Here is a 24,656-nt window from a genome sequence, read left to right as displayed (position 1 = left end):
CACCACCCGCCTGGGTGCTCCGATTGCACTGCGACCGCCCCGACCGGCCAAAAAACCCGTGTCGGTCACCGGTGCCACCGGTTCCCCGGCAGTGGAACAGCGTAGCTTCTACGACCAGGTGGGCGGACACGAAACCTTCGCGAAACTGGCGCGGGTGTTCTACGAGCAGGTCGCCACGGACCCGGAGTTCCGTGCCCTGTATCCCGAGGAAGACCTGGGTCCTGCAGAAGCTCGACTGCGCATGTTTCTGGAACAGTACTGGGGTGGGCCCACCACTTATTCCCAGCAACGTGGCCACCCGCGGTTGCGGAAGCGCCACATGCCCTTCGAGATCGGGCCCCAAGAACGGGATACCTGGTTGAAATACATGAAGGTCGCGGTGAAGTCCTTAGACCTTGCTCCCCTGCAGGAAGAGACCCTGTGGGATTACCTCGAGCGCGCCGCCCACGCGATGCAGAACCGGTCTTAGCCACGCACGTCCTGTCAGTCCAGGCACACGACGCTAGACCAGGTGGCGGAGGACCCGAGCCACCGTGCGGTCCGGGGCCAGCGCACGGAGTTTCCGGAATGCCATATCGGGCAGTGAGACTCCGTAGTGGATGGTGGCCCGTTGCCATTGGTTGCGCGGATGCACCGCGGTGTAGATCTTTTCGGCGACGTCTCGCGGGGTAATCCGCACCCCCAGCGTGCGGATGGATTTGGCGCTCACCTCAGCCAGTGCCGTCTTGGCCCACAGCGGCATGACATCGATGACTCGAATATCATCGTGTTTCCATTCCAGCCCGAGTCCTTCGGTCAATCCTTTGACGTAGAATTTCGTGGCCGAATACACCAGCACATCGGGTTGACCGTAAATCGCCGATGCCGAACACATATTCACCAGGGTGGAGCCGGGTGTGGCCTTCAAATACGGGTGTGCTGCCCGGGCACCGTAGGTTGGTCCGGCGCAGTTGACCTCAATCGTGTTCAGAATTCGGGCGGGGTCTTGGCGAGCCAGAGCACCGTCAATGATCACGCCGGCGTTATTGTCGAGCACATCGAGCCGTCCCCCGGTGTGCGAGGTGAATTCAGCCAGTGCTGTATCCCACTGCTGTGGGTCGGTGACATCCAAGTGCCCGGTGATCAGGTGTGGATGTCCGTAGGGAATCTCGTTGACGTCATAGGCTCCCACGAGCCATCCAGCGGATAAGAATTTTTGTGCGGTGGCCCGGCCAATTCCTGTGGCTGCTCCAGAAATGAAAATTGCCCTCATGCGGTCACTCTAAAGGACCAGCACGCCACTGAATAGAGATCACTGGTAGCGCACCGTACTCGAGGCCGCTAGACGGTGATGGCAGGGCGGGATACGATGTGCCCGCCCCGAGATGTCAGTCGCAACCAGACTCCCGCCCGAAAGAGCTGGGAGGTGCCCCGCTGGGTTAAAAAACTCAGTCCAGACGCGGCAAAAGCCATCCCGGCCGGAAATTGCGCCACGGCCGGGTCCCCGTATGTCTCACCCCAGACTGCGGTGCGGGCCTGGTGAACCATTGCGGCCCCGGGACTAGTGGGCAACGTTTCTGCGACGTGGCGGATGCCCTGTCGAGATAATTCGCTCAGCTCAGCGTCGTCGATCACCGCTACCAGTCGCCACTGGGTTCTGGGCGGTGTCATGCCGGTCCAGGCGGTTTCTTCTTCTACCGGAGGTAGCGTGAGCCACGTGATGTCCTGGGAGGTCATCCGACTGGTACGGTCGGTAATCGCTTGTAACGGGTAGACACGGTCGAGTCCATCCAGCACACCAACTTGGTCCTCAGAGTTGTTCAACCCCACGGTCCGAACACCGAGGACGTAGGGCATCTGGTCGCCAAGGCTCAGGGGGCTGAAAATATTGACGGTGGTCACCAAAACATTGCGTTGGACTTGGAGACGCATGCTGGTGGCTTGAAGGTGCTTGGCCCGTTCCGCAAAGCGATGCAAATCGTTCACGACACGGTCATTGGCCAGCGGTATGCGGTGCCCCTGAGTCATCCCGCCATTCTCCCACGAATGGAACACGCGTGCGCTCTGTTGACGACACGAGCGGTTATGATCGATGACAGAATTATTCGCATCGCACTCATCAGAGGGGCACCATTCACATGACCGAGACCAATGGTTCCGAGACGCCGAGGCTAGATTCAACGGATCTACTCCGTCAAGTCTTGGATCTGGAGTATCAGGCAATCATTGATTCCAAGAAAATCTATACCGGCACAACGCCGCCACAATATGGTGGGCGTGTGTTTGGGGGCCAGGTCCTGGCCCAGGCATTGATTGCCGCTGGTGACACGGTCGATGACGAACGGCACCTGCATTCGATGCATGCCTATTTCGTCCGACCCGGCGATGCCCAGGTGCCCATTAACTTTGTGGTGGAAGAAGTCCGCGATGGACGGTCTTTTTCGGTTCGCCATGTGGCAGCGCAGCAACACGGTAAGACCATTCTGACCCTGACCTGTTCCTTCCAGGCCGAGGCATCCGGGATGGACTTTTTCCAGCCCATGCCGCAGGGCATGCCCGACCCACGGAGCATCCCCAGCACTGAAGAGTTGTTGGGCGGCATTGACCATCCTCAAGCCCAGGAGATGGCCTCACGTCGCCCCTTCGATATTCGGATGATTTCCGAACCGGTCTACATCGGTCCTGCGCAGGAGCGTTCCTCGCAAACAGCGTGCTGGTTGAAGACCTTTTCCGGCATCGAGCTGGGACATAATCAGCAGGCGGCTGCCCTGGCCTATGCAGCTGACTATATGCCCTTTGATCCGATTCTGCGCCAGGCCGGGCTGTTCTGGGCCACTCCCGGGATTTCGATGGCTTCGCTAGACCACGCCATGTGGTTCCACCGTCCCATCAAGGTCGATGAATGGATGCTGTATGTGCTGTCCAACCCCTCAACCCAGTCGGCGCGAGGCACCAGTATCGGGCAGTTCTATTCCACCGCTGGAGACCTCATTGCCACCGTCGCCCAAGAAGGCATGATCCGCACCCCGGATGACGACAACGCCCCGTCCTCATGATCTCGTCAGTCCTGACACGTGCCGTAACTGTCGTCTGTTAGCACAGCATCTAATCGCACTAACAGCACAGAAACCACCAACGGGGTCTCACCACACACGATGGCGAGACCCCGTTGGTGTTCAGGGCGTGGAGATCGTGACTCTAGTCGCGAGTCAGTTTCCGGTGGGTCACCCGGTGCGGACGTGCTGCCTCGGGGCCGAGACGCTCGACCTTATTTGCCTCGTAGGATTCGAAGTTCCCCTCGTACCAGTACCAGTGAGCGGGGTTTTCTTCGGTGCCTTCCCAAGCCAACATGTGGGTCGCGACACGGTCTAAGAACCACCGGTCGTGGGAAATGACTACCGCACACCCGGGGAATTCCAGCAGAGCGTTTTCCAGTGAGGTGAGTGTTTCCACGTCGAGGTCGTTGGTCGGCTCGTCAAGGAGGAGCAGGTTGCCACCTTCTTTCAACGTCAGCGCCAGGTTCAATCGGTTACGCTCACCGCCGGAGAGCACACCAGCTTTCTTCTGCTGGTCCGGGCCTTTGAATCCGAAAGCGGACACATAGGCCCGAGAAGGCATCTCCACATTGCCAACTTGAATGTAGTCCAGTCCGTCAGAGACGACCTCCCACAGGGACTTCTCGGGATCAATATTGGCACGGTTCTGATCCACGTAGGAGATCTTCACCGACTCACCGATCTTCAGCTCTCCACCGTCGAGGTCTTCCAGCCCCACGATGGTTTTGAACAGGGTGGTCTTACCCACACCGTTCGGCCCGATGATACCGACGATGCCGTTCGGCGGGAGCGAGAACGACAGGTCATCAATCAGGACGCGATCGCCAAAGCCTTTGCGAATATTGGTGGCTTCGATGACCTGCGATCCCAAGCGGGGGCCCGGCGGAATCTGAATCTCTTCGAAGTCAAGCTTGCGGGTCTTCTCCGCTTCAGCTGCCATCTCTTCGTAACGTGCCAGACGAGCCTTCTGCTTGGCTTGACGCCCCTTGGCATTGGTCCGAACCCAGTCGAGTTCGTCCTTGAGGCGTTTGGCCAGCTTGGCGTCTTTGCGCCCCTGAACGGCCAACCGTTCACGCTTCTTCTCCAAATACGTGGAGTAGTTACCTTCGTAGGGGTAAAGACGACCGCGGTCGACTTCTGCAATCCACTCGGCCACGTGATCCAAGAAATACCGGTCGTGAGTCACGGCGATAACAGCGCCGGGGTAGGTCTTTAAGTGACCTTCCAGCCACTGCACCGATTCTGCGTCCAGGTGGTTGGTGGGCTCATCAAGCAACAACAGGTCAGGCTGTTCCAGCAACAATTTACACAGCGCAACACGACGACGTTCACCACCAGAGAGATGCGTGACGTCAGCGTTACCATCTGGTAGTTGTAGGGCTTCCATGGCTTGTTCCAACTGAGAGTCGATGTCCCACGCATCAGCGGCATCAATCTCTTCCTGCAACGTGCCCATTTCTTCCATCAAGGCATCGAAATCCGCATCTGGCTCGGCCATTTCGGCAGAGATCTGGTTGTAGCGCTCAAGCTTCTGGTAGATCTCTCCAACGCCCTCACGGACGTTGTCCAGCACATTTTTCTCTTCGTTGAGCGGAGGTTCCTGCAAGAGAATTCCGACCGAGTATCCCGGGCTGAGACGTGCTTCACCATTCGAGGCCTCGTCCAGACCGGCCATGATTTTCAGAATCGTTGATTTACCCGCACCGTTGGGGCCGACCATACCGATCTTCGCTCCGGGGAAGAACGACATGGTGACGTCATCGAGGATGACTTTATCGCCAACTTTTTTGCGGGCATTGATCATGGTGTAAATAAATTCCGCCATGCCCTCTACAGTAGTCGGTGGCCGTGGCAAATGCGTACTCGCACGCCACGGCCACCGCACGCTAGCTTAGGCAGCAACCTCTGGATCGTCGCCCTCCCCCTGCGGGGTTTCGACCGGGTCGCGCACCAGCGGAGAGGCGTCCCAAGACTCGGTGGACCCCGCAAATATTTCGTACGGACGCGAGAATTCCGCAAACCCCATCGCCAGATCGTGGCCGATGGTGGTGGCATAGATTTCGACTGCTGTCCCTTGGCGCTGTCCGTCTTTGGACGTCCAGGGACGAATGGACAAATTGCCCGTCACGACCACGGGTTGACCTTTCACGACACTGCGGTAGACATTATCGGCCAGTTTCTTATAGGCGGTGACGGTAAACCAGTTGGTATTGCCGTCTTCCCACTCTCCCGTGCGCTGATTCCATTTGCGTTCCGTCGAGGCCAAGCGGAAATCCACCGCCGAATCCCCCGAGGGTAGCGTGACTTTTCGTGGTTCGGTTCCCACGGTGCCTCGTACCGTCATGTTTTGTCGCATCGTCCAGCCCCTTTCTCATCATGTCTGCCCCCTGAATACCCCGATGCGGTGGGTGGGTGGGAGCTGACGGTGATGGTTATTCATCGATGGCATTGTTCTCAGCTCCCAGACTGGCAGCACGTGTGTGCCCTGTCCGGGTTACCTCCAGCTTCGTCGAGTTGAGGACAACTCGACACCTGCAGGACCTCAACTGTGGATAGTGGTGGCGCGTGTATTGGCCCTGTGGGGAACAAAGCGGATACAATAGGGGTGCTCATTTGCCTCAGTAGCTCAGCTGGATAGAGCAACGGCCTTCTAATCCGTAGGTCGGGGGTTCGAATCCCTCCTGGGGCGCTGTTGACCAGGTGCTGGTGTGCTGATCTGGTGTGCCGGTCTTGCCTCGACCGGTGTGCCCCTGACCCCGCGGGGCATGATATATGGCGAGACCGGACCGTGAGGAGACCCAATAAGGTGTCACATGCTATGCAGCAGAACACCCAGCAGACTCAAGCTGAGGCCGAGACCGGACCGGCGATCCCGTCTCGTGCCAAAGTGTGGTGTCATCTCGGCATCCTAATGGCCGTGGCGATCGCGGTGTATATCACCCATTCGATCCTGCGGTTTAACGGCTACCACGCCAAAGGGTTCGACCTGGGAATTTTCGACCAGGCAGTACGCCAATACTCGTTGTTTAAGCCTCCAATCGTGCCGATTAAAGGCGATGGTTTCCACCTGCTCGGGGACCACTTCCACCCGATCCTGGCGCTACTATCTCCCTTCTACTGGATCTGGGACGACCCGCGCATGTTGGGGATCATCATGGCCCTGGCACTGGCCTCAACGGCGATTCCGGTCTATTTCTTCACCCGGCGCCGCAGCCACCACCACGTCTGTGCCTTAGTGGTCAGCACCGCATTGCTAGCGTTCTGGCCTTTCCAGGCCATGGTCAACTGGGACTTTCACGAAGTCACGCTCGGGGTGCCGGTCATTGCGTGGGTGATGTGGGCGCTGGATGCGCGCCGTTTCTGGCTGGCGTGCGGGCTGAGCCTGATCCTGCTCACTGTTCGGGAAGACATGGGGATCACGCTGGTCGCCATCGCCGTGGTCATGTTGTTTTATCGGGCCTGGTGGCAGGCTCTGGTCACCGCGGTGAGTGGCATGATCGGTTTCGTCGTGGTTTTACAGGTCGTGATCCCTTATTTCTCCCCCTCGGGAGAATTCTCGTATTGGGAATATACCGCCCTGGGTGAGGATCTGGGTTCCTCCTTGACCTTTATGCTCACCAACCCCTTGGAAACAATCGGCATCCTGTTTGATCATCCGCTAAAGATCGGGCTGTGGCTCCTTCACTTCGTGCCCCTGTTGCTCTTGCCGTTGTTATCGCCCATTACCCTGGCAGCAGCTCCGCTGTTACTTTCCCGGTTGTTCAATGACCGGTTAAACGTCTGGGCGCCGGTGTACCAGTACGACGCCATGCCCTCGGTGATTTTGATGCTGGCTGCCGTCGATGGGGCTTATCGACTTACTCGATGGGTCCGGACCTGGCCAGACAGCTCCCAGACACCTGGCACCAACCACCTCCCGAAGGACGCCACGGAGGCGACTACCGGTCAGCCCCGACCACGACCGGCTTCCGTGGTCGGTACGGTGGTGCTTGGCGTGAGCTTGGTCGGCACCGTGACCTTCCCGGCTGTCTTCCCGTTCCACCAGCTACTCACTGCTACGTACTGGATACCCAGCGAGAAAGCACAAGCCTTTGACCGCGCCGTATCAATGATCCCCGACGACGTCTGTGTCGAAGCGGCCGACCATGCCGCCCCGCATCTGAGCACTCGCACCGCGGTGGGTCTCCACGGGACGTTGAACGACGACCGGTCGACCTGGATGATTATTGATGACGAGGTCGAGGAGCTGGGTGGCAACCACCCGCTGACCCCATCGCAAGCATTCGACCGGGCTGAACGGCTCGGCTTTGAGGTAGTTTGGGAGGATCAAGGTGTCTGGGTCCTTCACCGCGATCAGCCGGTTGACCCTGCCTGCTCGCAGTATCTGCACCGCTAATTCCACGACCGGTTGACAAGGAGGATCCATGGATGGTTTTGAGCTCTTCCGCACCTTACTAGTGGCCGTAGCGGTGGTGGGTGGTATCGCTCTGTTGGTGTTCGGCTGGAACATGATGGCCTCCCGGCTGTTGGGAGGTCGCAGTGAAGACCACGAGCTGACAGCTACGGAAGGAAACCACGCCGGTTTAGATGCGCAACGGCGTCTGGCGGAATTGCAACAGGAGCTCTTTGCCTTGCTGGCCTTGCCCGAGGGACCTGACCCCCGACACCCTGGTTCGAGCACCGAGGTGGTTTTCGACACCCCGGGCTGGGCCGATGAGTCCAGTCGGTTCGTCCGCGCTTTCCGAGCCAGCCAGTCAGCGTGCTATCAACGCTTCACCGAGCTCGCTCCAGAACCCGGTAGCCTGCAGGTGTCCTCACAGCAACTGGACGCCCTCGTCTCGGTGCTGGGCGAACTGACCGAAAACTTCCTCGAAATTGATCGAGCCATCAAACTCAGCGATACGGTTAGCGATTCCAACAACACCCAATTCATCCTGGACCGGCGTTGGGGTGCCCCACTGCGCCGGGATACTGTGGCGGACAACCAGCCAGAGCGTTTAGCAGAAAACCTGATGGTATATGTGGCCAGAAACTGGCCGGTGCATCAACGAATCATCCGTGATGACTTCACCGCCGCTGGCCTCGGCCAGGCCGAACAGAAAACCCTGGATTCCTTACTCAACAGGCTGGTGACCCACCAGCTTTTGGCCCGTGATCATGACGGGTTCATCTGGCCGGCTTCCACCCATCAACCCGACTGGGGCGTATTCCGCCAGCTCAGCATTGAGCAGCTGGCCGATCCTGACGCTGTACCGTTGATTGAGCTCGCCAATGCCGCCTGGGCTGGACTCGGCACCTGCGAGGACCAGCGCGCCACCACCAACCACCTGGTCGTCGCTACCGCCGAACAGCTCGGACTAACCGCCGAGGACCTGCACGCATCTCCCCAAGCCGAACAACGGGTGTGGGATGCCCTCGAGACCGGACTGGCCACCGACCGGTTAGCGACAGCCGGTCCGAACCAGATCAGGAGAGGACGCACCCAGTGGCCGGTGCTCTACCGGCGTCCGGTCACACCCCGGCATTCACGTTCCTAACACTGAACCTGCTGATCCTTATCCCGTGCTACACCGCGCCAATAGCTAATCCACGAATGGTCTCGCCGGGTGAGCAGACCGTGAGAGCCTGGTGGCAATCGAGGCAGAGGGAGACTGTGGTGCGCAAAGGGTGCGGGGGCTGTTTTGGACTGATCCTGCTGATTGTGTTGATCGTTCTGGCTAGCCGGGGTCAGCAAGGTATGGACCAACAACAAGAAAACCGCCGAGGCCACTTGAGTGAAGCGCCTCAGATGGTGGGGGCGCCGCCCGAGACGAGATGATTGAGGATCTCACCGAACGCTTTGAGGCGTTGCACCCGCACCCCGATTCCGGATGGTTCGTGGAGACGCGGCCTCACGCCGCCGAGTTCTACCGTCACGACCTTCACGCCCAGGAGATGTTCTGTGAACTCACCGACTCCTCGTCACCGCAGTATCCTCCCTCCGCTGACGATCCTCGCGCGTTGGGTGAACTGGTTCAGGAGAGCGAAGATGCCTCCCGCCACGCTGAGCGAGGTGTCCAGGGCTTCGAATGGACAGGGCCACCGCCCGCACCACATGACCGGGCCGGAACCCCCCGCTACATCTCCGCAGCACAACGAGCGCTCGACCCGCGCTGGGGCCAACCCGCCCGAGCCGAGGCTCCTCCAGCGGCGTCTGCCACACGAGTGAACACCTCGGTCTTCGAGCTGGTCACCACGCAATGGCCGCTGCAATGCACCACAGTTCACGTGGTGGAAGACCAGTATGGCGCTCTGTGGCCAAGCTGGGTGGATCGGCAAGCGTGGATCTGTCACCGCACCTTTTCCAGGACCGAGCGCCCCGAACAGCTGTGCGTGTGCCAGGCATCCCCATCCGGGAAATCGCCAACGCCCACTGGGCCGTCCTCGCCCAGGCCCCTGCAACGCAGAGGCTCTCGGCTGAGCAGTTGCTGGAGGCTACGTGGCATCGATTGGTGGGCACCGACGCCGTCATCAATTCCTCGATCACCGTCAGCCCAGACCACCACGCGCAAGACCGGCTCCAGCAAGGACTTCAAAACGCTATGGAAAGCGACCGGGTCCAACGCACCGCTCACGGCAGGTTCATCGCCTCGGGTGTGTGTTGGCCGGTCACCTACCGACGTCCGTTCCGGGCACGGCCCGATGATGCCTGATGACGAGCCACATGAGCTTCAATAAGTCCCCCGACGTCTCACGTTGTCCTAGGAACCTTTTAGGCTACTTTCAGATAAGTCGCGCGGGATGCTGGACGTCAGCTATTCCATGAGTGAAAGCGAGTTGCGGTGAGCCAACAACAAGGTGGCGGGCTGGGGTGTTTGGGAGTGATTCTCCTGCTGGTCGTTCTGGGCCTGGCCATTGAATACTGGTACATAGTGGTCGGCATTATTGTGTTGCTGGTGGTTGGCTTTTTCGTGTTCTCGTCCCTAGCGGCAAGCGATCAAAGGCAACTGCAGGAAAAGCAAGATCGCATCGCCGCACGCAAAGAGCAGAACCAGCAGGAGGCCGAACGCCGTGAGCGCGCCGACAAGTTGCAAAGGATCACGGATCGTTTCACGGCCCTTGAAGCTCGATCAGCCTCCCAGATCCATCATGTGACAACCGAACCGGAGAACGCAGGCTGGCTAGTGGATTCCAACCCGCATGTGCAGGCGTTTCGGAGTCAATATCATCGCGCCCGGACCGAATTTTCTCGCCGTCTCAAGCCCTATTCGTCGATGTATCCACCTCGAGAGGACCAACTGACTCAGCTCGATGAGATGGTTACTGATCTTGAAGTGGCCTACGATCATGCCGATCGAGGGGTGCGGTTGTTCGGCTGGGGTGGTCCCGCGCCTGATTCCACCGACCTCGCCGCGGCGGCTCGCTACGCGGCCGAGGCCCAACGGGTACTGGATTCTCGGTGGGATCAACCGGCCCTGATCGACCCTCCCGGTCCGTTCTCGGTGACTCGTTATGGAAAACTCGTGCGTGAGGCAATCACACGCCACTGGCCCGTGTTGCGCGAGAGCGTACACGACATTATGGCCGTCGCCGACTCAGCAGCCGTCAGACCCCATGTTCCCAGGGACACCGACGATGCTCTTGACACCCAGCTGGCCACCGGTCTCCTGGTGGAGGACCACAATGGGGCCTTGTGGCCGGCCTGGGTGGATCCCGACGAGTGGATTTGTCACCGCACTTTTCCCAACGATCACCACCCCGATTATCTGCCCTTGGTCCAGGCGCCGATCCGAGAAATTGCCAATGCCCACTGGGCGACGCTGGCCGAAGAGACCGAGGCTGGCGGGATGCCCGTCGATCAGCTCATCGAGGCTACCCTCCGCCGACTGCGTGGCCCCGATGCCGCCCCCGACAACAGTCCGCGGCTACAGGCCAGACTGCGTCGTGGCCTCGACGATGCACTGCTCAGTGGCCGGGTGCAACGAGAATCTGATGGACGGATCACCTTGTTGCGGGTGACGTGGCCTGCGACCTATCGACGCTCCCGTTTCGACGAGCGGGGCTGAGCACCCACCGATCGGCCGCAGCGTTGAAGTCTCCCCCACCTGGATCAAGCGGTGAATTCTGGCTACCGTCACCGCGCAGTTCATCGCGTTGCGGACGCAGGATATCGCCGATGACTGACAAACAGATCCAGATCAGGGTGACCATGTGGGCGATGATGCCGGTGGCGTACCAGGCGGTGACCCACCAGTCACCGAACTCGCCACCGGAGGTGATCCGGGCCGATTCCATCCACACTCCGCCGAAGTGATACACCTCCGCGGCCTGCCAGATCCAGAATTGAGCCTGTTTGGGGCGCGCGAGCACGACCAGCGGGATCAGCCACATCACAAACTGTGGTGAGTAGACCTTTCCGAGCAGAATAAAGGCAGCCACGATCAACAGGCACAACTGAGCCATGCGGGGCCGGACCGGGGCACGCAAGCCCAGGATCAGGAACCCCACGCAACACAGGGCGAACAGCCCATTGGAGATCAGCGAAAACGTCTCCCCGGACCAGCCAGTGAAGTCCAGGGCCAACCACATCGAGGAGAAGGACACTTCACGATCGGAGGAGAAGGTGTAGAACCGCGACCATTGGTCGAAGGCTGTGAGCATAAATGGCAGGTTGACCGCCAGCCAGGTGATCGCTGCCGGGAAGATGACTTTGGCGAACACTCCGAGTTTGCCGGTACGGATCGCCAGCACCAGGATCGCGCCCAAGAAGAATAACGGGTAGAGCTTCATGGCCGTACCCAGCCCAATCAGCACCCCGGCGAGTACGTTCTGGTTCCGGGCAAAGGCCCACAGCGCCAGCGAGCCGAGCATCACCGCCCACAGATCCCAGTTAATGAACGCGGTCAGGATCATCGCAGGAGCAAGAGCTACCAACAGTGCGTCTTTGGGACGGTTGCGGGCGGTGTAGGCGGTGGCAATCACGGTGATGATCCAGCACACCGTGATCAGGGCGGCGTTGATGTCGAAGTAGGCCACGGTGCGTTCCAGCGTTGCGCCCTCACCGGGCACCATCCAGGCGGTGAGACCGGCGATGACCGCCAGCAGGGCCGGGTATTCCAGCCACTGGTCTTCGGGTAGTGGCGTGTAGAACGGGAACCAAGCTTCGGCCAGCCCGCGGGTGGGAAACAGTTGCGCGAAGTCCGAGTAACACATGTGGATGTGCGCATCCGGGGTCCCCCAGCCGTTGACACGACACCATTGTTTGGACAGCAACGCCAACACAGCCGCTACCAGGGTGACCAGCACCAGCACCACGAGCAGTCGGGGGGTGACTGCCGACCGGGGCACCGGGCGGCGTTCCGGGGTGCGTGTGGTGGAGTCAGTGGGTGCAGGCATAAGGGGTTAGTCTTTCTCCAGGTGTCGTAGCGTGGTGGCATCTCGGTCGCGTTGCGGCGGGAAGGCTTGTGAGGTGGCCGGATCCCAGAATAGCAACCCCGCCATCCCGATGACACCGATGACGCCGGTGATCACCCGCACCAGCAGGATGGGAATCCATTCGGCCACCGACACCTGATCGACCACGCCGATGACCACCAGCACCATGATGAGTAGGTACAGCATCCAGGACCAGCGCGGATGCCACAGCCGGACCACGGCGAATAGCGGCAGCACCCACAGCAGGTACCAGGGCTGGATGATCGGTGCCAGCAGAATGGAGACGATCAGCGCGATACCGGTGGAAATCACCGGGTGGGTCACCGAGCGCTTCAGCGCCAGGTAGGCCACCACCACAGCAGAGATCACGGTACCCAGCGTGTAGACCACGTCGGCGACCGGGCGGATACCGGTCTGGGCCAGCGCGTCGGTGATCCAGCCGATACCCAGGCCGAGCAACCCGAAGGGCGCATAGGGGAAGGCAGCGTCACCAGCGGTGGTCATGGCCGGGATCCAGCCAAACCACAGCCCGGAGATCCAGCCGAAGACGGTCATCACCGCACCGACCACGACCGCGCAGAGTCCCCAGGCGAGTATCCGTTGCCGATAGCTGACCTCGCGCTGGTCATGTGGGTCGGGTCGACAGAGCATCATCCCGGCGAAGGGCAGGGCCAGAATTGTCAGAGGTTTGATGCCAATCGAACAGGCGATCAGTACCAGCCCCACCACGGTGCGCAGCCACCAGCCGGTCGTGGGCCGGTAACTGCCTAACAGCAGGAACCCGGCCAACAGCAGCCCCAGCATCAACGAGTCGTTGTGGACTCCAGCCACCAAGTAGAGACTGACCAGTGGGTTGAGTACGCTGACCCACAACGCCCAGTCGGGGCGGGCGCCGAATCGGCGAGACAGCTCAATCACGGTGTACCAGCACAGAAACAGCCCGGCGATCGAGACCACGCGGAACAGCAGGACCGCGATTTCCGGGACCTGGCCGGAGACAAAGGTGATGCCTTGTGCCAGTAGCAGAAACAGGGGCCCATACGGTGAGGGGGATTCGGCCCAAATGGAGTCGGCGCCTTGACTAAACCACCCGGGTAGCGTGGATACCCCGGTCTCATAGGGGCTCCACCCGGAGTGCAACACCTGCCCTTGGGCAATATAGGAGTAAACGTCACGGGAGAAGATCGGGAAGGTGAAGATCAGCGGAAGCGTCCAGAGCACCATGGCTCGGGTCAGCACCCGATAGCGGGCGTGTTCCAGTCGGGCGGGCGCCCCAGGTTCAGGCTCGGGGTTTATCCCGCGGTAGCGGGTGTGCGGCAATCGCAAATCTTGCCCAAGGCGTAACCAACAGCGAACCAGTAACAGTGAGGCGGTGACCAGCACGATGGCGCAGGTGAGCACCCCGGCGGTTTCCACACGCAGGGGGTTGAGCACCGTGGAGTGGGCGAACCAGGAGAATTGGGAGCTGGGGAGCCACCCCACGCCCCAGGAGGAGACCATGATGGCCAGGGAAGCGATCAGCCCGGTCAGCAGGTGACGGCGTGGTTCAGGATGGGCCAAACTCAACAACCGACGGTGGAACCAGATGCCCAGAGTCATTGATCAGCACCACTCCGATCAGGTTCGCGCGAAATCGGTGGCCTGTCCGGGGTGCGGGTGATCCGCCAGAACGCCAGGTCGCTGGCGCGTAGGGTCCGCAGGCGACGCCAGGTGTTTTTCAACCCGTCACGCACGTGCCAGTCTTCTTTCATCATGCGGGAGGTCAGCGGGTCCAGTAGCAGAATCCAGATGATGCAGATCCAGGACACCGCGGTAGATAGGTGGGGCATGAATTCCCCGACGGTGAGGAATTGCCAAATGAACAGCTGGTCAGCGGCACCGAAGGCAAGGAAGAAGGCGACGATCACGATGACCAGCTTCAGTTGCCAGTTGCCTTTGATGCCCACCACCACGAACAGGGGCAACAACCACAACACGTACCAGGGCTGGACGATCGGTGAAAGCAACACGATAGTGGCAAACGCCCAGGTGGTCCGTTGCAACAGCTGGGATTGTCGGCCGGTGAACATCAGAATCAGCACGATGATGACCGAGGCAATGCGACCGATGAGTTTCAGCACGTCCAGCACCCAGTCGCTGGGGATACCCAGGGCGTTGAGGGGAGTGCGGATCATATCGTAGGTGAAACCAATCGGCGACCACGGGACCGAGCCCGTGCCGGTCTCGGCCATCACCGATACCCAGCCGAAACCGTAGCCGTTGATGAGTCCAACAGCCACCAGCACGGCGAGAGCGATCGCCAAGGTCAGGGCCCAGTAGCCGAATTTGCGCACCCACCCCGGATTGCGTCCGGCCCACCACAGGCCAATAAAGGGTAGCAACACCACCGTGATGGGCTTAATGCCGATCGAGGCGACCACCAGCAGCACCGCGATCAGTCCGCGCCCGCGCACCGCGTAGTAGATCCCAGCGACCGCGAAGCCCACCATCAACGCGTCATTATGAGCCGAGGAGACGAAAGAAATAATAAAGAGCGGATTGGCTGCTGAGATCCACTGGGCCCGAGCCGGGTCCACACCATAGTGGGCTGCCAATGTGGGCACGTAGTACATGATCAAGGCCACGCCGGCGACAGCAACCACGCGGAAGAGCAGGATTGCCAGATCGGGGCTGTCCACACCGCTGAGGGCCATGATGCCGGCGGCAATCCATAAGAAGATGGGACCATAGGGTGTGGCGTCTTCAGCCCAGGTGGTGTCAGTGCCCAGTTGGAACCAGTTCGACAGGTTGGAAATGCCCTCTTCATAGGGGTCTCCCCCGGAGAGCACCAGCCGTCCTTGATTTACATACGCGAAGATATCGCGGGAGAAGATGGGCAGACAGAGTAGCTGTGGCAGGATCCACAGGGTGGTAATGATGGTCACCGGGGCCAGGGAGCCGGCGGGAAACCGGTAGAACCCTTGCTGAGACGAGACGCGCCGACGCAGCACAATCCCTAGTCGCAACCAGGCCCAGAACATCACCCAACATCCCAGCGTAAGGAGCAACGTTCCGATCGCCACGCCGTGATTGGTCGCGCGCAACGGGGTGAGCACCTGCCACTGATTTAACGGTGAGGCCGCTGCCAGCCAGCCGACTGCATAGGACCCGAGCATCACCATCGCCGACCCCACGACACCAACCACTGCCGCGATCACCAGCGAGGGTGAGAGCGCCCGGCGGGGTTGCTCCGAGGCGGTGGATACCTCAGTGGTGGTCATGTTCGTCCTTTTGATGGCAACCGGGGTACCCGGCCGGTGGAGTGGGCAACGGCCGCACCCACAGCTGTTCATCGGGTGTCATCGTGCTAATTCGGTGCATAATCTATCATCGTTAGCGGAGAGTACGGTGGAAGACACCAACACTGCCGGACTGTTGTTCCTGGCGGTGGAAGCATGTGAAATCAATCTGTCAGGGAGACACGAATGTCCGAGAAGACCCCCGTGGAGAATGCCAACCGCAATCTGGTGTGGATCGATTGTGAAATGACCGGGTTAGACCCGGATGTGGACACACTGGTGGAAGTTGCGGTACTAGTCACGGACTCGGAACTGAATATTCTGGGCGACGGGGTCGATGTCGTGATTAAGCCCTCAGACGCAGCGGTGACTCAGATGAATGATTTTGTCACCCAGATGCACACCTCCACCGGTTTGATCAACGAGTGGGAACAGGGCATGAACCTGCAGGACGCCTCCGCTGTGGTCATGGACTACATCACCACCCACTGCCCCACCCCGCGCACCGCGCTACTGGCCGGCAATACCGTGGGCCAGGACAAATTGTTTTTGACCAAAGAAATGCCTGCGGTCACCGACCACCTGCATTACCGGATCGTCGATGTCTCCTCGATCAAAGAACTGGCCAAACGCTGGTTTGTTGATGCCTATGAGAATGCCCCGGAAAAATCGGGCAACCACCGTGCCCTGGGAGATATCGTCGACTCCATTAATGAGTTGCGCTATTACCGAGATACGATCATGGTCCCCTCCCCCGGCCCCACCGCAGCGCAAGCCCAAAAAATTGCCGGTGAGTTGGAGCTCTATCAGACCGCTGACTACGCCCGTTAACGCCCTCTTTACCGCATGTTGTTCCCGATTGGGTGTCAACGAGAAAACAGGGTATAGTTACTAGGCGTTGCCCAGCAGACTATGACACATCATGCGCTGGTGGGCAGGACCTTATGGTGGGTATAGCTCAGCTGGTAGAGCGTCTGGTTGTGGTCCAGAAGGTCGCGGGTTCGAGCCCCGTTACTCACCCGGAAATATCGTCCCGTGAACTTTTCCGTTCGAGAGTTCACGGGACTTTTTTCATCCCCGGCTACCCGGTCTTGCCGAGTCATCGGGGCGCCAAGCCCCACCATTAGACCGGTCTGGGTCAGGAGTAGACTAGACTCGAATCTCAGCACAGCCCTGATCAGTGGCGCTGTTTTCGTGACCTCAGGAGCAGTCATGGCATCGAGCACTCAACGTGTCGCCTCGTTGGTATCCCACCGTGTGATCGGTTGCGTGCTCGCGGTGATCGCTGGGCTCACCTTGAGTAGTTGTTGGTCTGACTCCACCGATGAGACCTGTTCTAAGGTGCTGGAGTTTCAGTCTGTCCAGTCCCAGACCCACGGTGATGCCATCTCCGATAACACCACCGTCAGTGACCAGATGACCGAGGAATGGAACCAAGCCACCGATAAGACCAGCGATGATCGACTCGCTGAGGCGATGCGCGTGTATGCGCCAGCATTTACCCAACAGGTCTCGACCATGGCCGGTGAATCACCCGATGCCGTCCCGGATGTCGATTTATCGAACCCAGATATTCAGCAGGCCGCGGCCACCCTCGACGAGATCTGCGGTACGAGCTGGAGTCTTGACGAGTCATCAACCTCCCCGTAGGAAATATCACGAAAGGCTGACTACCCGATGTCTATTGTTGTGATCAATGCGCTGACCGTACCTGACGAAGCTCGCGCAACTCTCGAACAGCGTTTTGCTGCTCGCAAACATGCTGTCGACCAAGCACCCGGTTTTGAAGGCTTCAAATTGTTACGCCCTACTGCCGGCGAAGACCGTTATTTTGTCTTCACCCAATGGGCTTCCCGTCAGGACTTTGAACACTGGCGCGACCACGGTGCAGCTGCCGCACATGCCCATGACGATTCCGAACAGGGCGAGCGTCCCAAACCGGCCGCCCAAAGTGCTGAGCTTCTCGAGTTTGAGATCGTCGACCTCTAGAAATCACTCTAGAGCTAAGGAGTAATTTTTCGTGGCCACTATCCGTCCTATCACCATTCACGGTGATCCTGTCCTCCACCGTCGTGCCACTGAGGTCACCGAGATCACCCCGGAGATCGTCACGCTCGTTCAGGACATGCACCTCACCCAGCGGGTTGCCAATGGCGTTGGCTTAGCCGCACCGCAAGTTGGGGTCGGGCTACGAATCTTTACCTGGGGCTACGAGGACACCGCAGGGGTAGCACCCACCCACGGCGAAGTGATCAATCCGGTGCTGACTGTGCTGGGCAAAATTTCGGAGGAAGAACCCGACCGCACCGAGGATACCGAGGGTTGCCTGTCGGTCCCCGGGCTGGGATTCCCCTTGCAGCGTTCAGATCATGTCCGCCTGCAAGGTTTTACCGTCAACGGTGATGCGCTCGATTTCGAGGCCACCGGTTGGTTTGCCCGCATTATGCAGCATGAATTCGACCACCTCAACGGCACGCTATATGTCAACCGGTTGAATAAGCGCTGGTCGAAAAGGTGGAAGAAAGAGCTGAAAAAACACGGCTGGACTACCGAAGGTCGCACCTGGTTGCCAGGAAACGATCAGGATCCTTTCGGCCACGAGGTAGACGCCGAGGCCCTGGCCGAAGCGGAGGATACACCAAACAGTCGGCAAGATTCCTAGCCACCAACGCACAGCCCCCGGCCACGTCCTTCTGTTGGGACGCATTCGGGGGCTGTGGTGTTCGCTGTCCTGATGCCTCGGTTGGGCGGTCCTAGTCGCGAGCCGGAAGCACTGGCAGGGATTCACCGGCCATCTTCTCAATGACGCGGATGACCTGAGAAGAGTATCCAAACTCGTTGTCGTACCAGACGTAGAGCACCAAGTGGGTGCCGTTATTGACGATGGTGGACAGACCATCAACTACGCCGGCACGCTCGGAGCCCACAAAGTCGGTGGAGACGACCTCTGGAGAGTTGGTGTAGTCAATCTGGCTACGCATCGCACCGGTCAGTGACTCTTGGCGCAAGCGGGAGTTGATCTCATCGACCGAGGTCGGCTTGTTGAGTTCCAGGTTCAAAATAGCCATCGAGACATCCGGAACCGGAACACGGATGGCATTACCCGATAATTTGCCCTTCAACTCGGGCAGAGCCTTGGCCACTGCTTTCGCCGCGCCGGTTTCGGTCAGCACCATATTCAGGCCTGCCGAGCGACCGCGGCGGGAGCCCTTGTGGAAGTTATCGGTGAGGTTCTGGTCGTTGGTATAGGCGTGCACGGTTTCGACGTGGCCGTGGTCAATGCCGTACTCGTCCTGGATAACCTTCAGCACCGGAGTGATGCCGTTGGTCGTGCACGATGCGGCGGAGACGATCGTGTCCTCGGGCCGAATATCAGTGTGGTTCACACCGTAGACGATGTTTTTAATATCGCCCTTACCCGGTGCGGTCAGGATCACCTTGGCGCTCCCCCGAGCAGCCAAGTGCTTGCTCAGGCCTTCTTCGTCACGCCAACGCCCGGTGTTATCGACCACGATGGCCTCGGAGATGCCGTAGGCGGTGTAGTCCACCTCGGCCGGATCGGAGGCGTAGATGACCTGGATGCGCGTGCCATTGGCGGTGATGGTGTTGGAGTCCTCATCCACCACGACCGAACCGTTGAACGGCCCGTGAATGGAGTCGCGGCGCAACAGGGAAGCGCGTTTGATCAAGTCGTCATCGGTGTTGCGACGCACCACAATGGCGCGCAGCCGCAAACCGGTTCCGCCACCGGCGTGGGAGAGTAGAATCCGGGCCAGCAGGCGACCGATCCGGCCGAAACCGTAGAGCACCACATCGGTTTCTTCCCCCACCCCGGCACCGTTGCCGTCGACAATGTCAGCTAGTGCGGTGCGCAAGAACTCTTCGGGGTCGTTCACGCCCGAAGACCGCCAGTCACGCACCAACAGGGCGAGGTCCAATTTGGCCGCACCCAGGTTCAACTGAGTAGCTGCCTGTAGCAGGGGGAAGGTTTCAGCAATGGGAAGTTCGGCTTCATCGACCTGCCGGGCAAAACGGTGGGCACGGATAACGTCGATGACCGACTTGTGAACCAGCGTGCGTCCATGAATGTTGGTGACAACATTGTGGTCGCGGTAGAGCTGGCCGATCAGCGGGATCATCCGCTCTGCCAGTTCTTCTCGCTGTCCCCACTTGTCTTCGGCCTGTTTAATCTCAGCGGTGTGATCTGCCACTGGGTGTTCATCCTCTCTGGCGAAGGCAATGCCCCGACGACATCCTTGTCGCAGGGCGGGCTGCTACGGATGGCTCCAAACGTCCTTTCATTCTAACCACGACTAGCCGGTGGGCAGGGACATCACACGGCGGAGCAATGGCTCACACCGCCGATTCGTAGGCAGGCTGGTCCGGACAGGTCTGCAGAATATTCTCCAATGCCTGTCGTTCTTCCGCGGTGACCCACAGCTCATATTTGGCTTTGACCGAGATCTGTCGGCCGGCATACTCGCAGTGGCTTTCCGGATCCGGAGGCAACCATTCAGAGGCGTCGCTATTAGATTTGGCAGTATTTACCGGACCGGAGACGGCTTCAAGGTTCAACGGGTCGTTAGCAAACCGGTGGCGCTGGTCTTCAGACAGTTCTTGGGCGCCTTTTTGCCAGGCGTCTGATAGCGCAACGACGTGATCAATTTGTACCTGCGAGGAGGTGTCCTCGCCACGCTGGAAGGTCAGGGTTTGACCGGTGTACAGGTCCTCAAGCACCCCGCTGTCTACCACGCAGTCATCGGTGCCACTGCGGTAGGTGACGTTTTGGAGATCACGGGCCAGAATTTCATTGCGGGTACTACACCCATCACCGTCGAGGTCCAGCCAGCCATCACCAAAGTATTCGCGCTGATATTCAGCGGAGAAGTCACGGTCCCCGGTCTCCAGGTGATCAAGGAGCTCTTCAGCAGTGCGGTCTTGGGCATCCACCTCGGTCAATGTGGACTGGTCGGGAAACAGCCCGAAGACCACGAGCAGCCCCATCAACACCAGGGCGGCCACCACGACGGTCCCGGTCGTGCGCCGGGAAGACTTCCGCCGGCGGCTCGCGCTACGCCCGATGCCTGGCGACCTGCGATGTCCTCTGTGGTGATGGGACCGAGAGCCGAGGCGAGACCGCGACTTTCCACGCCGAGGATAAGGTGCCTGCACAGCCGCGTCCTCCTTTAAGACCCTAACGATGTGGGAGATATTCACCGGCAGGTGGCCACCGGTGCTGACGATCAGTGGGATGGACCGGCGATAAGCCGGATCCTGTGCCGTGGGCTCGTTGCCAAGCCCACGGTAACGGTCATCCATCTAGGTCAGACTGCATTGCTGCAGGACTCTAGCAACCAACCCGGGTGCGTCTCGCGGGCCACGAGTTGGCACCCTACTTGGTTTTGCACCGGATGGGGTTTACCAAGCCGTTGCTGTCACCAGCAACGCTGGTGGTCTCTTACACCACCGTTTCACCCTTACCCAACAGGGGCGGTTTACTTTCTGTTGCACTAGCCTGCGGGTTACCCCGAGTGGGCGTTACCCACCATCCTGCCCTACGGTGTCCGGACTTTCCTCGACTCACGTCGCTGAGCCGCGACCGTTTGCCGGACCATCCCGGACAGCTAGTCTAGCGTTCCCGGCGGTCACCCTCAGGCCATAAGAACAACTGTTGTTTACATCGCCACGACTTGTCGGTCACCGGGAGTTTGGTCTCTGCCGTTTAGAGTGGGACTAATGCTAGTGCTTTTGCCCCCTTCAGAAGGAAAGAATTACCCAGAGAAAGGTCGCCCGATCTCTTGGGATTCTTTGGTGTTCCCGCAACTGAACGGAGAGCGCCACACCATGATGGGAAATCTGGCGACAGCCTCCTCGTTGCCGACGGTCTACGATGAGCTTGGGGTGTCCCGAAAACTCAGCAATGAGGTGGCCGCCAACCAGCACCTGAATATTGCACCCGCCGCACCAGCGCACCAGATTTATACCGGAGTGCTCTATGAAGCATTCGATTATGCCTCCCTGACGCCGGCGGCCAAACGGCGCGCTCGGCAGAAAGTTTTGGTTTTCTCTGGTCTGTTCGGCGTCACCGGGATTGCCGATAGAATTCCGGCCTACCGGATGTCTGTATCCGCCAAACTGCACACCGTGGGCACGACCGCTAAGTGGTGGCGCCCCAAAATGGCACCGTGGCTGGACCAACGCGCCACCCACGATGGCCCGATCGTGGATTGTCGATCCGGTGGTTATCAGAAAATGTGGGAAGCCCCGCACCCCATCACATTGACCGTCAATGTTTTCCAGATGCGTGGTGGCACCCCGAAGACTGTCTCCCACGCGGCAAAGTACACCCGTGGCCGAATTGCCCGAGCCTTAGTCGAGGCCGATGCTCGCTCCACGCGCTCCTTGGACAAGGTGCTCGACGTGGTCAAAGAAGCCGGCCGTAGCGGTGGTGAAGACCGCTGGGACGTGGAAATGGTGCGCCCCCAAGCCTCTCGGGGCGGCTCGTTGCAGGTCATTTTGCCTGAAGACTAGCTCCGACTACTCCGTCGCTACGCCTCGTCGCGAATAAGGATGACGCCGGTCTCTGGATCATAGGCCAGCTGGTCGGCGGGCGTATTGTCAATCGCTGCGAGTTCTACCGGCGACAGTGTCATGCCACTGGCCGAGGTATTGCCGTCTAACCGCATAACACCGATTCCTGCGTTACGCTGGGCAATGTCTTGGTAGTGAGCCACCAACTCCTCCGGCAGGCTCCCAACCAGTTCAGCCCGTGCTGCCGTTAGTCGTTTGCCCTCGGTAGCGATCTGGCCCATCTGGTCTTTCAGTCGCACCGCGAGCTCTTCGAGGTTTTGCTTCAAATACTGACGCTGTTGTTGGCAGGCGGAGATCTCGGCATCCACCCCGGCCACAGCCTCACGGGCAGCACCGGTGGCCGCTTCCGCCTGCGCCAGATCGGCTTCCACCGAGGATTTCTGCGCCAAGATCGCATTCAACTGGTGGGAGTTCGCCGCGTTCTCTTCTGCTTGCCCGCTCAACGTCTTCACCCGCCGGTCAAGGGATGCTTCGGTTGACTGTGCTTCAGCCAGGCGGAGACCAGCGTCCTCCCGTTGACGGTTGAGGTGTTGGAGTTGATCGGTGAACTTCTCGTACTGGTTTTTGCCTTGCTGGTAATCAGGGTCTTTCTTCAGCTGAGCCAGGCGCTGTTTCGCTGTGGCAATCTGGGTGTCGAAGGCCTGCAGGTCGAGAAGTCGTCGTTGGGTTTCGGGGTCGTAGCGTGTCACTGGCATCGCGCCATTCCTTTCGATCCGTACACTGTCCGCGTCGCTTCTGGTCTCGTGTCTTCTCGTCGGGTCTGTTGTGGTGTGATCAGTTTCGACCGGCGGTGATCACAAAGTCCCAGGGGTCGGTGTTCAGTGCTGAGACGCCAGTGTCAACCGTCCAGCCATGCTCGGCCAACCCGCGCTGTAGGGCCTGTGCGGCTGCCGGCAAGAACAGCCATTCGGAGGCGAAATGGGAGACGTCGACCAGATAGGGTCGGTCGCCTTCTAGTGCTGCCCGTTCGCGGGCTTCACTGGCTGGATGGTGGCGCAAATCAGCGGTGACATATACATCAGCGTGGTGGGCACGCACCTGGTCGAATAACGAGTCTCCGGCCCCACCGGTCACCGCCACGGTGCGGACCACGCCGTTGCGGTCACCGGCCACCCGCACTCCGGGCGCGACCGCGGGCAGAGCAGAAAACACCCGGGCGGCAAAGTCTTCCAGGCGCAATGGGTGGGGCAACGTCCCAACTCGACCCATCCCCTCACCGTTGACTGATTGTCCCTTCTCGGCCGGTGCCAGTGGCACCACATGCTGCAGGCCCAGAATCTCGGCCATCACATCGGAGACCCCGCCGACCGCAGAATCGGCGTTGGTATGAGCGGTAATCAGTGCACACCCACCCTCAATCAGAGTGTGCACGACTTTGCCCTTAAATTGGTCCGCTGCCACCGAGTGCACCGCTTTGAGCAACAGCGGGTGATGGGTAATCAACAGATCGGCTCCGGCCTCTACAGCCTCATCGACCACCGCTTGAACCGGATCAACGGCCCAATGAACTCGCCGCACGGGTTGTTCAACTCGGCCGGTCACCACTCCGGAAGCATCCCAGGGTTCGGCCAGTGATAACGGCCAGAGTTCTTCCATCACCTCGATCACCTCGCGCAAGGTGGGAGTTCGGTGGTATCGGTGCTGCTGGGTGGACGCATCGGACGCTGACGAGAGTGTGGAATCGGCCATGTCTCTATTGTCTCGCAGTCAGGGAATGAATTCACCCCCGTAGCACGCTATACCTGGCGTGATGGATCAGAACTTCGACACGAACGCGACACCGCAGACCCGTGAGCTCATCATGGCTGGGGGCTGTTTTTGGTGTCAGGACGCCATTTATCGCAAGACCCGGGGTATTACCGCAGTGGAAAGTGGCTACACCGGTGGCTACGTAGACCATCCCAGCTATCGGCAGGTCTGCAGTGGCACCACCGGGCACGCCGAGGCGGTAAAGGTCCGCTTTGACCCTCAGGTAATCGATGTGGGGGTGGTTCTCGATATCTTTTTCGCCTCGCACAATCCGACGAGTCTGAACAGACAAGGTGGGGATGTCGGCCCCCAGTATCGTTCTGCGGTCTTCCCCCGCACCGCGCAAGACCGCCAGGACTTTGCAGACGCGATCGACCGACACCAGCAGCTCTGGGATGCTCCGATTGTGACCACCATCGAACCGGCGGGGCACTGGTGGCCAGCCGAAGATGAGCACCAGGACTTTTATCACAAACACCCCGCCATGGGATATTGCCAGGTGGTCATTAACCCAAAACTGTCCCGAATCCGCAAAGATTACGCTTCGTGGCTGATCGACTGATGCCTTCCCACGTGATCTTCTACGCTT

General features: G+C 59.8%; 23 protein-coding genes, 2 tRNA genes and 1 other RNA gene. 14 read left to right on the top strand and 12 right to left on the bottom strand.

Features of this window, described 5'->3' with window-relative positions; all coding sequences use genetic code 11:
- The first annotated feature begins 91 nt into the window (after positions 1–91).
- The gene (locus DCC27_RS12355) at positions 92–469 is read left to right on the top strand and encodes a globin (RefSeq protein ID WP_233242980.1); all 378 of its coding nucleotides are present in this window, start codon (positions 92–94) and stop codon (positions 467–469) included.
- Between the two features lie 33 nt (positions 470–502).
- Here DCC27_RS12355 and DCC27_RS02410 read toward each other — a convergent pair whose 3' ends face one another.
- Together DCC27_RS02410 and DCC27_RS02405 are read right to left on the bottom strand one after the other, a co-directional pair.
- Positions 503–1,252 (bottom strand): SDR family oxidoreductase, encoded by a 750-nt coding sequence (locus DCC27_RS02410; RefSeq protein WP_110110047.1) that lies wholly within the window; start codon positions 1,250–1,252, stop codon positions 503–505.
- A gap of 68 nt (positions 1,253–1,320) precedes the next feature.
- On the bottom strand, positions 1,321–2,007 hold the full coding sequence (locus tag DCC27_RS02405; RefSeq protein WP_110100377.1) for a hypothetical protein: 687 nt from the start codon (positions 2,005–2,007) through the stop codon (positions 1,321–1,323).
- 110 nt (positions 2,008–2,117) lie between these two features.
- Between DCC27_RS02405 and DCC27_RS02400 the strand changes: the two genes are divergently transcribed.
- Positions 2,118–3,035: an acyl-CoA thioesterase II gene (locus DCC27_RS02400; protein ID WP_110100376.1), complete on the top strand. Its 918-nt coding sequence runs from the start codon at positions 2,118–2,120 to the stop codon at positions 3,033–3,035.
- A 142-nt stretch (positions 3,036–3,177) separates the two neighbouring features.
- On the opposite strand, the gene ettA is transcribed toward DCC27_RS02400, so the two are convergent.
- Complete coding sequence (gene ettA, locus DCC27_RS02395) at positions 3,178–4,860, bottom strand: energy-dependent translational throttle protein EttA (RefSeq protein ID WP_110099519.1); 1,683 nt, start codon at positions 4,858–4,860, stop codon at positions 3,178–3,180.
- 66 nt (positions 4,861–4,926) lie between these two features.
- Complete coding sequence (locus DCC27_RS02390; RefSeq protein WP_110100375.1) at positions 4,927–5,391, bottom strand: single-stranded DNA-binding protein; 465 nt, start codon at positions 5,389–5,391, stop codon at positions 4,927–4,929.
- Between the two features lie 259 nt (positions 5,392–5,650).
- Between DCC27_RS02390 and DCC27_RS02385 the strand changes: the two genes are divergently transcribed.
- The 5 genes from DCC27_RS02385 (at position 5,651) to DCC27_RS02365 (ending at position 11,080) form a co-directional block, all read left to right on the top strand.
- Positions 5,651–5,724: transfer RNA gene (locus DCC27_RS02385), tRNA-Arg, on the top strand.
- Positions 5,725–5,841: 117 nt separating this feature from the next.
- A complete protein-coding gene (locus tag DCC27_RS02380; RefSeq protein ID WP_246840115.1) occupies positions 5,842–7,431 on the top strand; it encodes a DUF2079 domain-containing protein in 1,590 nt (529 codons plus the stop codon).
- A 28-nt stretch (positions 7,432–7,459) separates the two neighbouring features.
- On the top strand, positions 7,460–8,572 hold the full coding sequence (locus tag DCC27_RS02375; protein WP_110110046.1) for a hypothetical protein: 1,113 nt from the start codon (positions 7,460–7,462) through the stop codon (positions 8,570–8,572).
- Between the two features lie 783 nt (positions 8,573–9,355).
- The gene (locus DCC27_RS02370; protein ID WP_110110045.1) at positions 9,356–9,727 is read left to right on the top strand and encodes a hypothetical protein; all 372 of its coding nucleotides are present in this window, start codon (positions 9,356–9,358) and stop codon (positions 9,725–9,727) included.
- A 129-nt stretch (positions 9,728–9,856) separates the two neighbouring features.
- Positions 9,857–11,080: a hypothetical protein gene (locus DCC27_RS02365; RefSeq protein WP_110110044.1), complete on the top strand. Its 1,224-nt coding sequence runs from the start codon at positions 9,857–9,859 to the stop codon at positions 11,078–11,080.
- Here DCC27_RS02365 and DCC27_RS02360 read toward each other — a convergent pair.
- From DCC27_RS02360 to mptB (DCC27_RS02350), 3 genes are read right to left on the bottom strand one after another with little or no spacing between them, the layout of a single operon-like run.
- Positions 11,016–12,410: a glycosyltransferase family 87 protein gene (locus DCC27_RS02360; protein WP_110110043.1), complete on the bottom strand. Its 1,395-nt coding sequence runs from the start codon at positions 12,408–12,410 to the stop codon at positions 11,016–11,018. The two genes, DCC27_RS02365 and DCC27_RS02360, sit on opposite strands and share 65 nt — an antisense overlap.
- Positions 12,411–12,416: 6 nt before the next feature.
- Complete coding sequence (mptB, locus tag DCC27_RS02355) at positions 12,417–14,048, bottom strand: polyprenol phosphomannose-dependent alpha 1,6 mannosyltransferase MptB (RefSeq protein WP_110110042.1); 1,632 nt, start codon at positions 14,046–14,048, stop codon at positions 12,417–12,419.
- A complete protein-coding gene (gene mptB, locus DCC27_RS02350) occupies positions 14,045–15,709 on the bottom strand; it encodes a polyprenol phosphomannose-dependent alpha 1,6 mannosyltransferase MptB (RefSeq protein ID WP_110099512.1) in 1,665 nt (554 codons plus the stop codon). The genes mptB (DCC27_RS02355) and mptB (DCC27_RS02350) overlap by 4 nt, the downstream gene beginning before the upstream one ends.
- A gap of 204 nt (positions 15,710–15,913) precedes the next feature.
- Here mptB (DCC27_RS02350) and orn point away from each other — a divergent pair, with 204 nt between their 5' ends.
- The 5 genes from orn to def all read left to right on the top strand — a co-directional run bounded on the left by orn (position 15,914) and on the right by def (position 18,389).
- Positions 15,914–16,558 carry an oligoribonuclease gene (gene orn, locus DCC27_RS02345; RefSeq protein ID WP_110099511.1) on the top strand — a complete coding sequence of 215 codons (645 nt, stop codon included), beginning with the start codon at positions 15,914–15,916 and terminating at the stop codon, positions 16,556–16,558.
- 116 nt (positions 16,559–16,674) lie between these two features.
- Positions 16,675–16,747: transfer RNA gene (locus tag DCC27_RS02340), tRNA-His, on the top strand.
- Between the two features lie 192 nt (positions 16,748–16,939).
- Positions 16,940–17,377, top strand: coding sequence for a hypothetical protein (locus DCC27_RS02335; protein ID WP_110099510.1), 438 nt, complete (start codon positions 16,940–16,942; stop codon positions 17,375–17,377).
- A gap of 27 nt (positions 17,378–17,404) precedes the next feature.
- Positions 17,405–17,716, top strand: coding sequence for an antibiotic biosynthesis monooxygenase (locus DCC27_RS02330; RefSeq protein WP_110099509.1), 312 nt, complete (start codon positions 17,405–17,407; stop codon positions 17,714–17,716).
- A gap of 31 nt (positions 17,717–17,747) precedes the next feature.
- Positions 17,748–18,389, top strand: a complete 642-nt coding sequence (gene def / locus DCC27_RS02325; RefSeq protein WP_110099508.1) for a peptide deformylase — start codon at positions 17,748–17,750, stop codon at positions 18,387–18,389.
- Between the two features lie 91 nt (positions 18,390–18,480).
- Here the strand turns inward: def and DCC27_RS02320 are convergent, their stop codons facing one another.
- The 3 genes from DCC27_RS02320 to rnpB all read right to left on the bottom strand — a co-directional run bounded on the left by DCC27_RS02320 (position 18,481) and on the right by rnpB (position 21,342).
- A complete protein-coding gene (locus DCC27_RS02320; RefSeq protein ID WP_233487836.1) occupies positions 18,481–19,866 on the bottom strand; it encodes a glyceraldehyde-3-phosphate dehydrogenase in 1,386 nt (461 codons plus the stop codon).
- 214 nt (positions 19,867–20,080) lie between these two features.
- The gene (locus tag DCC27_RS02315) at positions 20,081–20,899 is read right to left on the bottom strand and encodes an HNH endonuclease family protein (RefSeq protein ID WP_244924634.1); all 819 of its coding nucleotides are present in this window, start codon (positions 20,897–20,899) and stop codon (positions 20,081–20,083) included.
- 75 nt (positions 20,900–20,974) lie between these two features.
- An RNA gene (gene rnpB, locus DCC27_RS02310) (RNase P RNA component class A) lies at positions 20,975–21,342 on the bottom strand.
- Positions 21,343–21,463: 121 nt separating this feature from the next.
- On the opposite strand from rnpB, the gene DCC27_RS02305 reads away from it, so the two are divergent.
- On the top strand, positions 21,464–22,258 hold the full coding sequence (locus DCC27_RS02305; protein ID WP_110100368.1) for a YaaA family protein: 795 nt from the start codon (positions 21,464–21,466) through the stop codon (positions 22,256–22,258).
- A gap of 17 nt (positions 22,259–22,275) precedes the next feature.
- On the opposite strand, the gene DCC27_RS02300 is transcribed toward DCC27_RS02305, so the two are convergent.
- Positions 22,276–23,013, bottom strand: a complete 738-nt coding sequence (locus DCC27_RS02300) for a zinc ribbon domain-containing protein (RefSeq protein ID WP_110100367.1) — start codon at positions 23,011–23,013, stop codon at positions 22,276–22,278.
- 79 nt (positions 23,014–23,092) lie between these two features.
- The gene (locus DCC27_RS02295; RefSeq protein ID WP_110099505.1) at positions 23,093–24,007 is read right to left on the bottom strand and encodes a Nif3-like dinuclear metal center hexameric protein; all 915 of its coding nucleotides are present in this window, start codon (positions 24,005–24,007) and stop codon (positions 23,093–23,095) included.
- A 61-nt stretch (positions 24,008–24,068) separates the two neighbouring features.
- Between DCC27_RS02295 and msrA the strand changes: the two genes are divergently transcribed.
- Complete coding sequence (gene msrA / locus DCC27_RS02290; RefSeq protein ID WP_110099504.1) at positions 24,069–24,629, top strand: peptide-methionine (S)-S-oxide reductase MsrA; 561 nt, start codon at positions 24,069–24,071, stop codon at positions 24,627–24,629.
- Positions 24,630–24,656 lie beyond the last annotated feature (27 nt).

Origin of the sequence: Auritidibacter sp. NML130574, assembly GCF_003185725.2 — a bacterium.
GTDB lineage: Bacteria > Actinomycetota > Actinomycetes > Actinomycetales > Micrococcaceae > Auritidibacter > Auritidibacter ignavus.
This window is presented reverse-complemented; position numbering and strand designations above follow the sequence as displayed.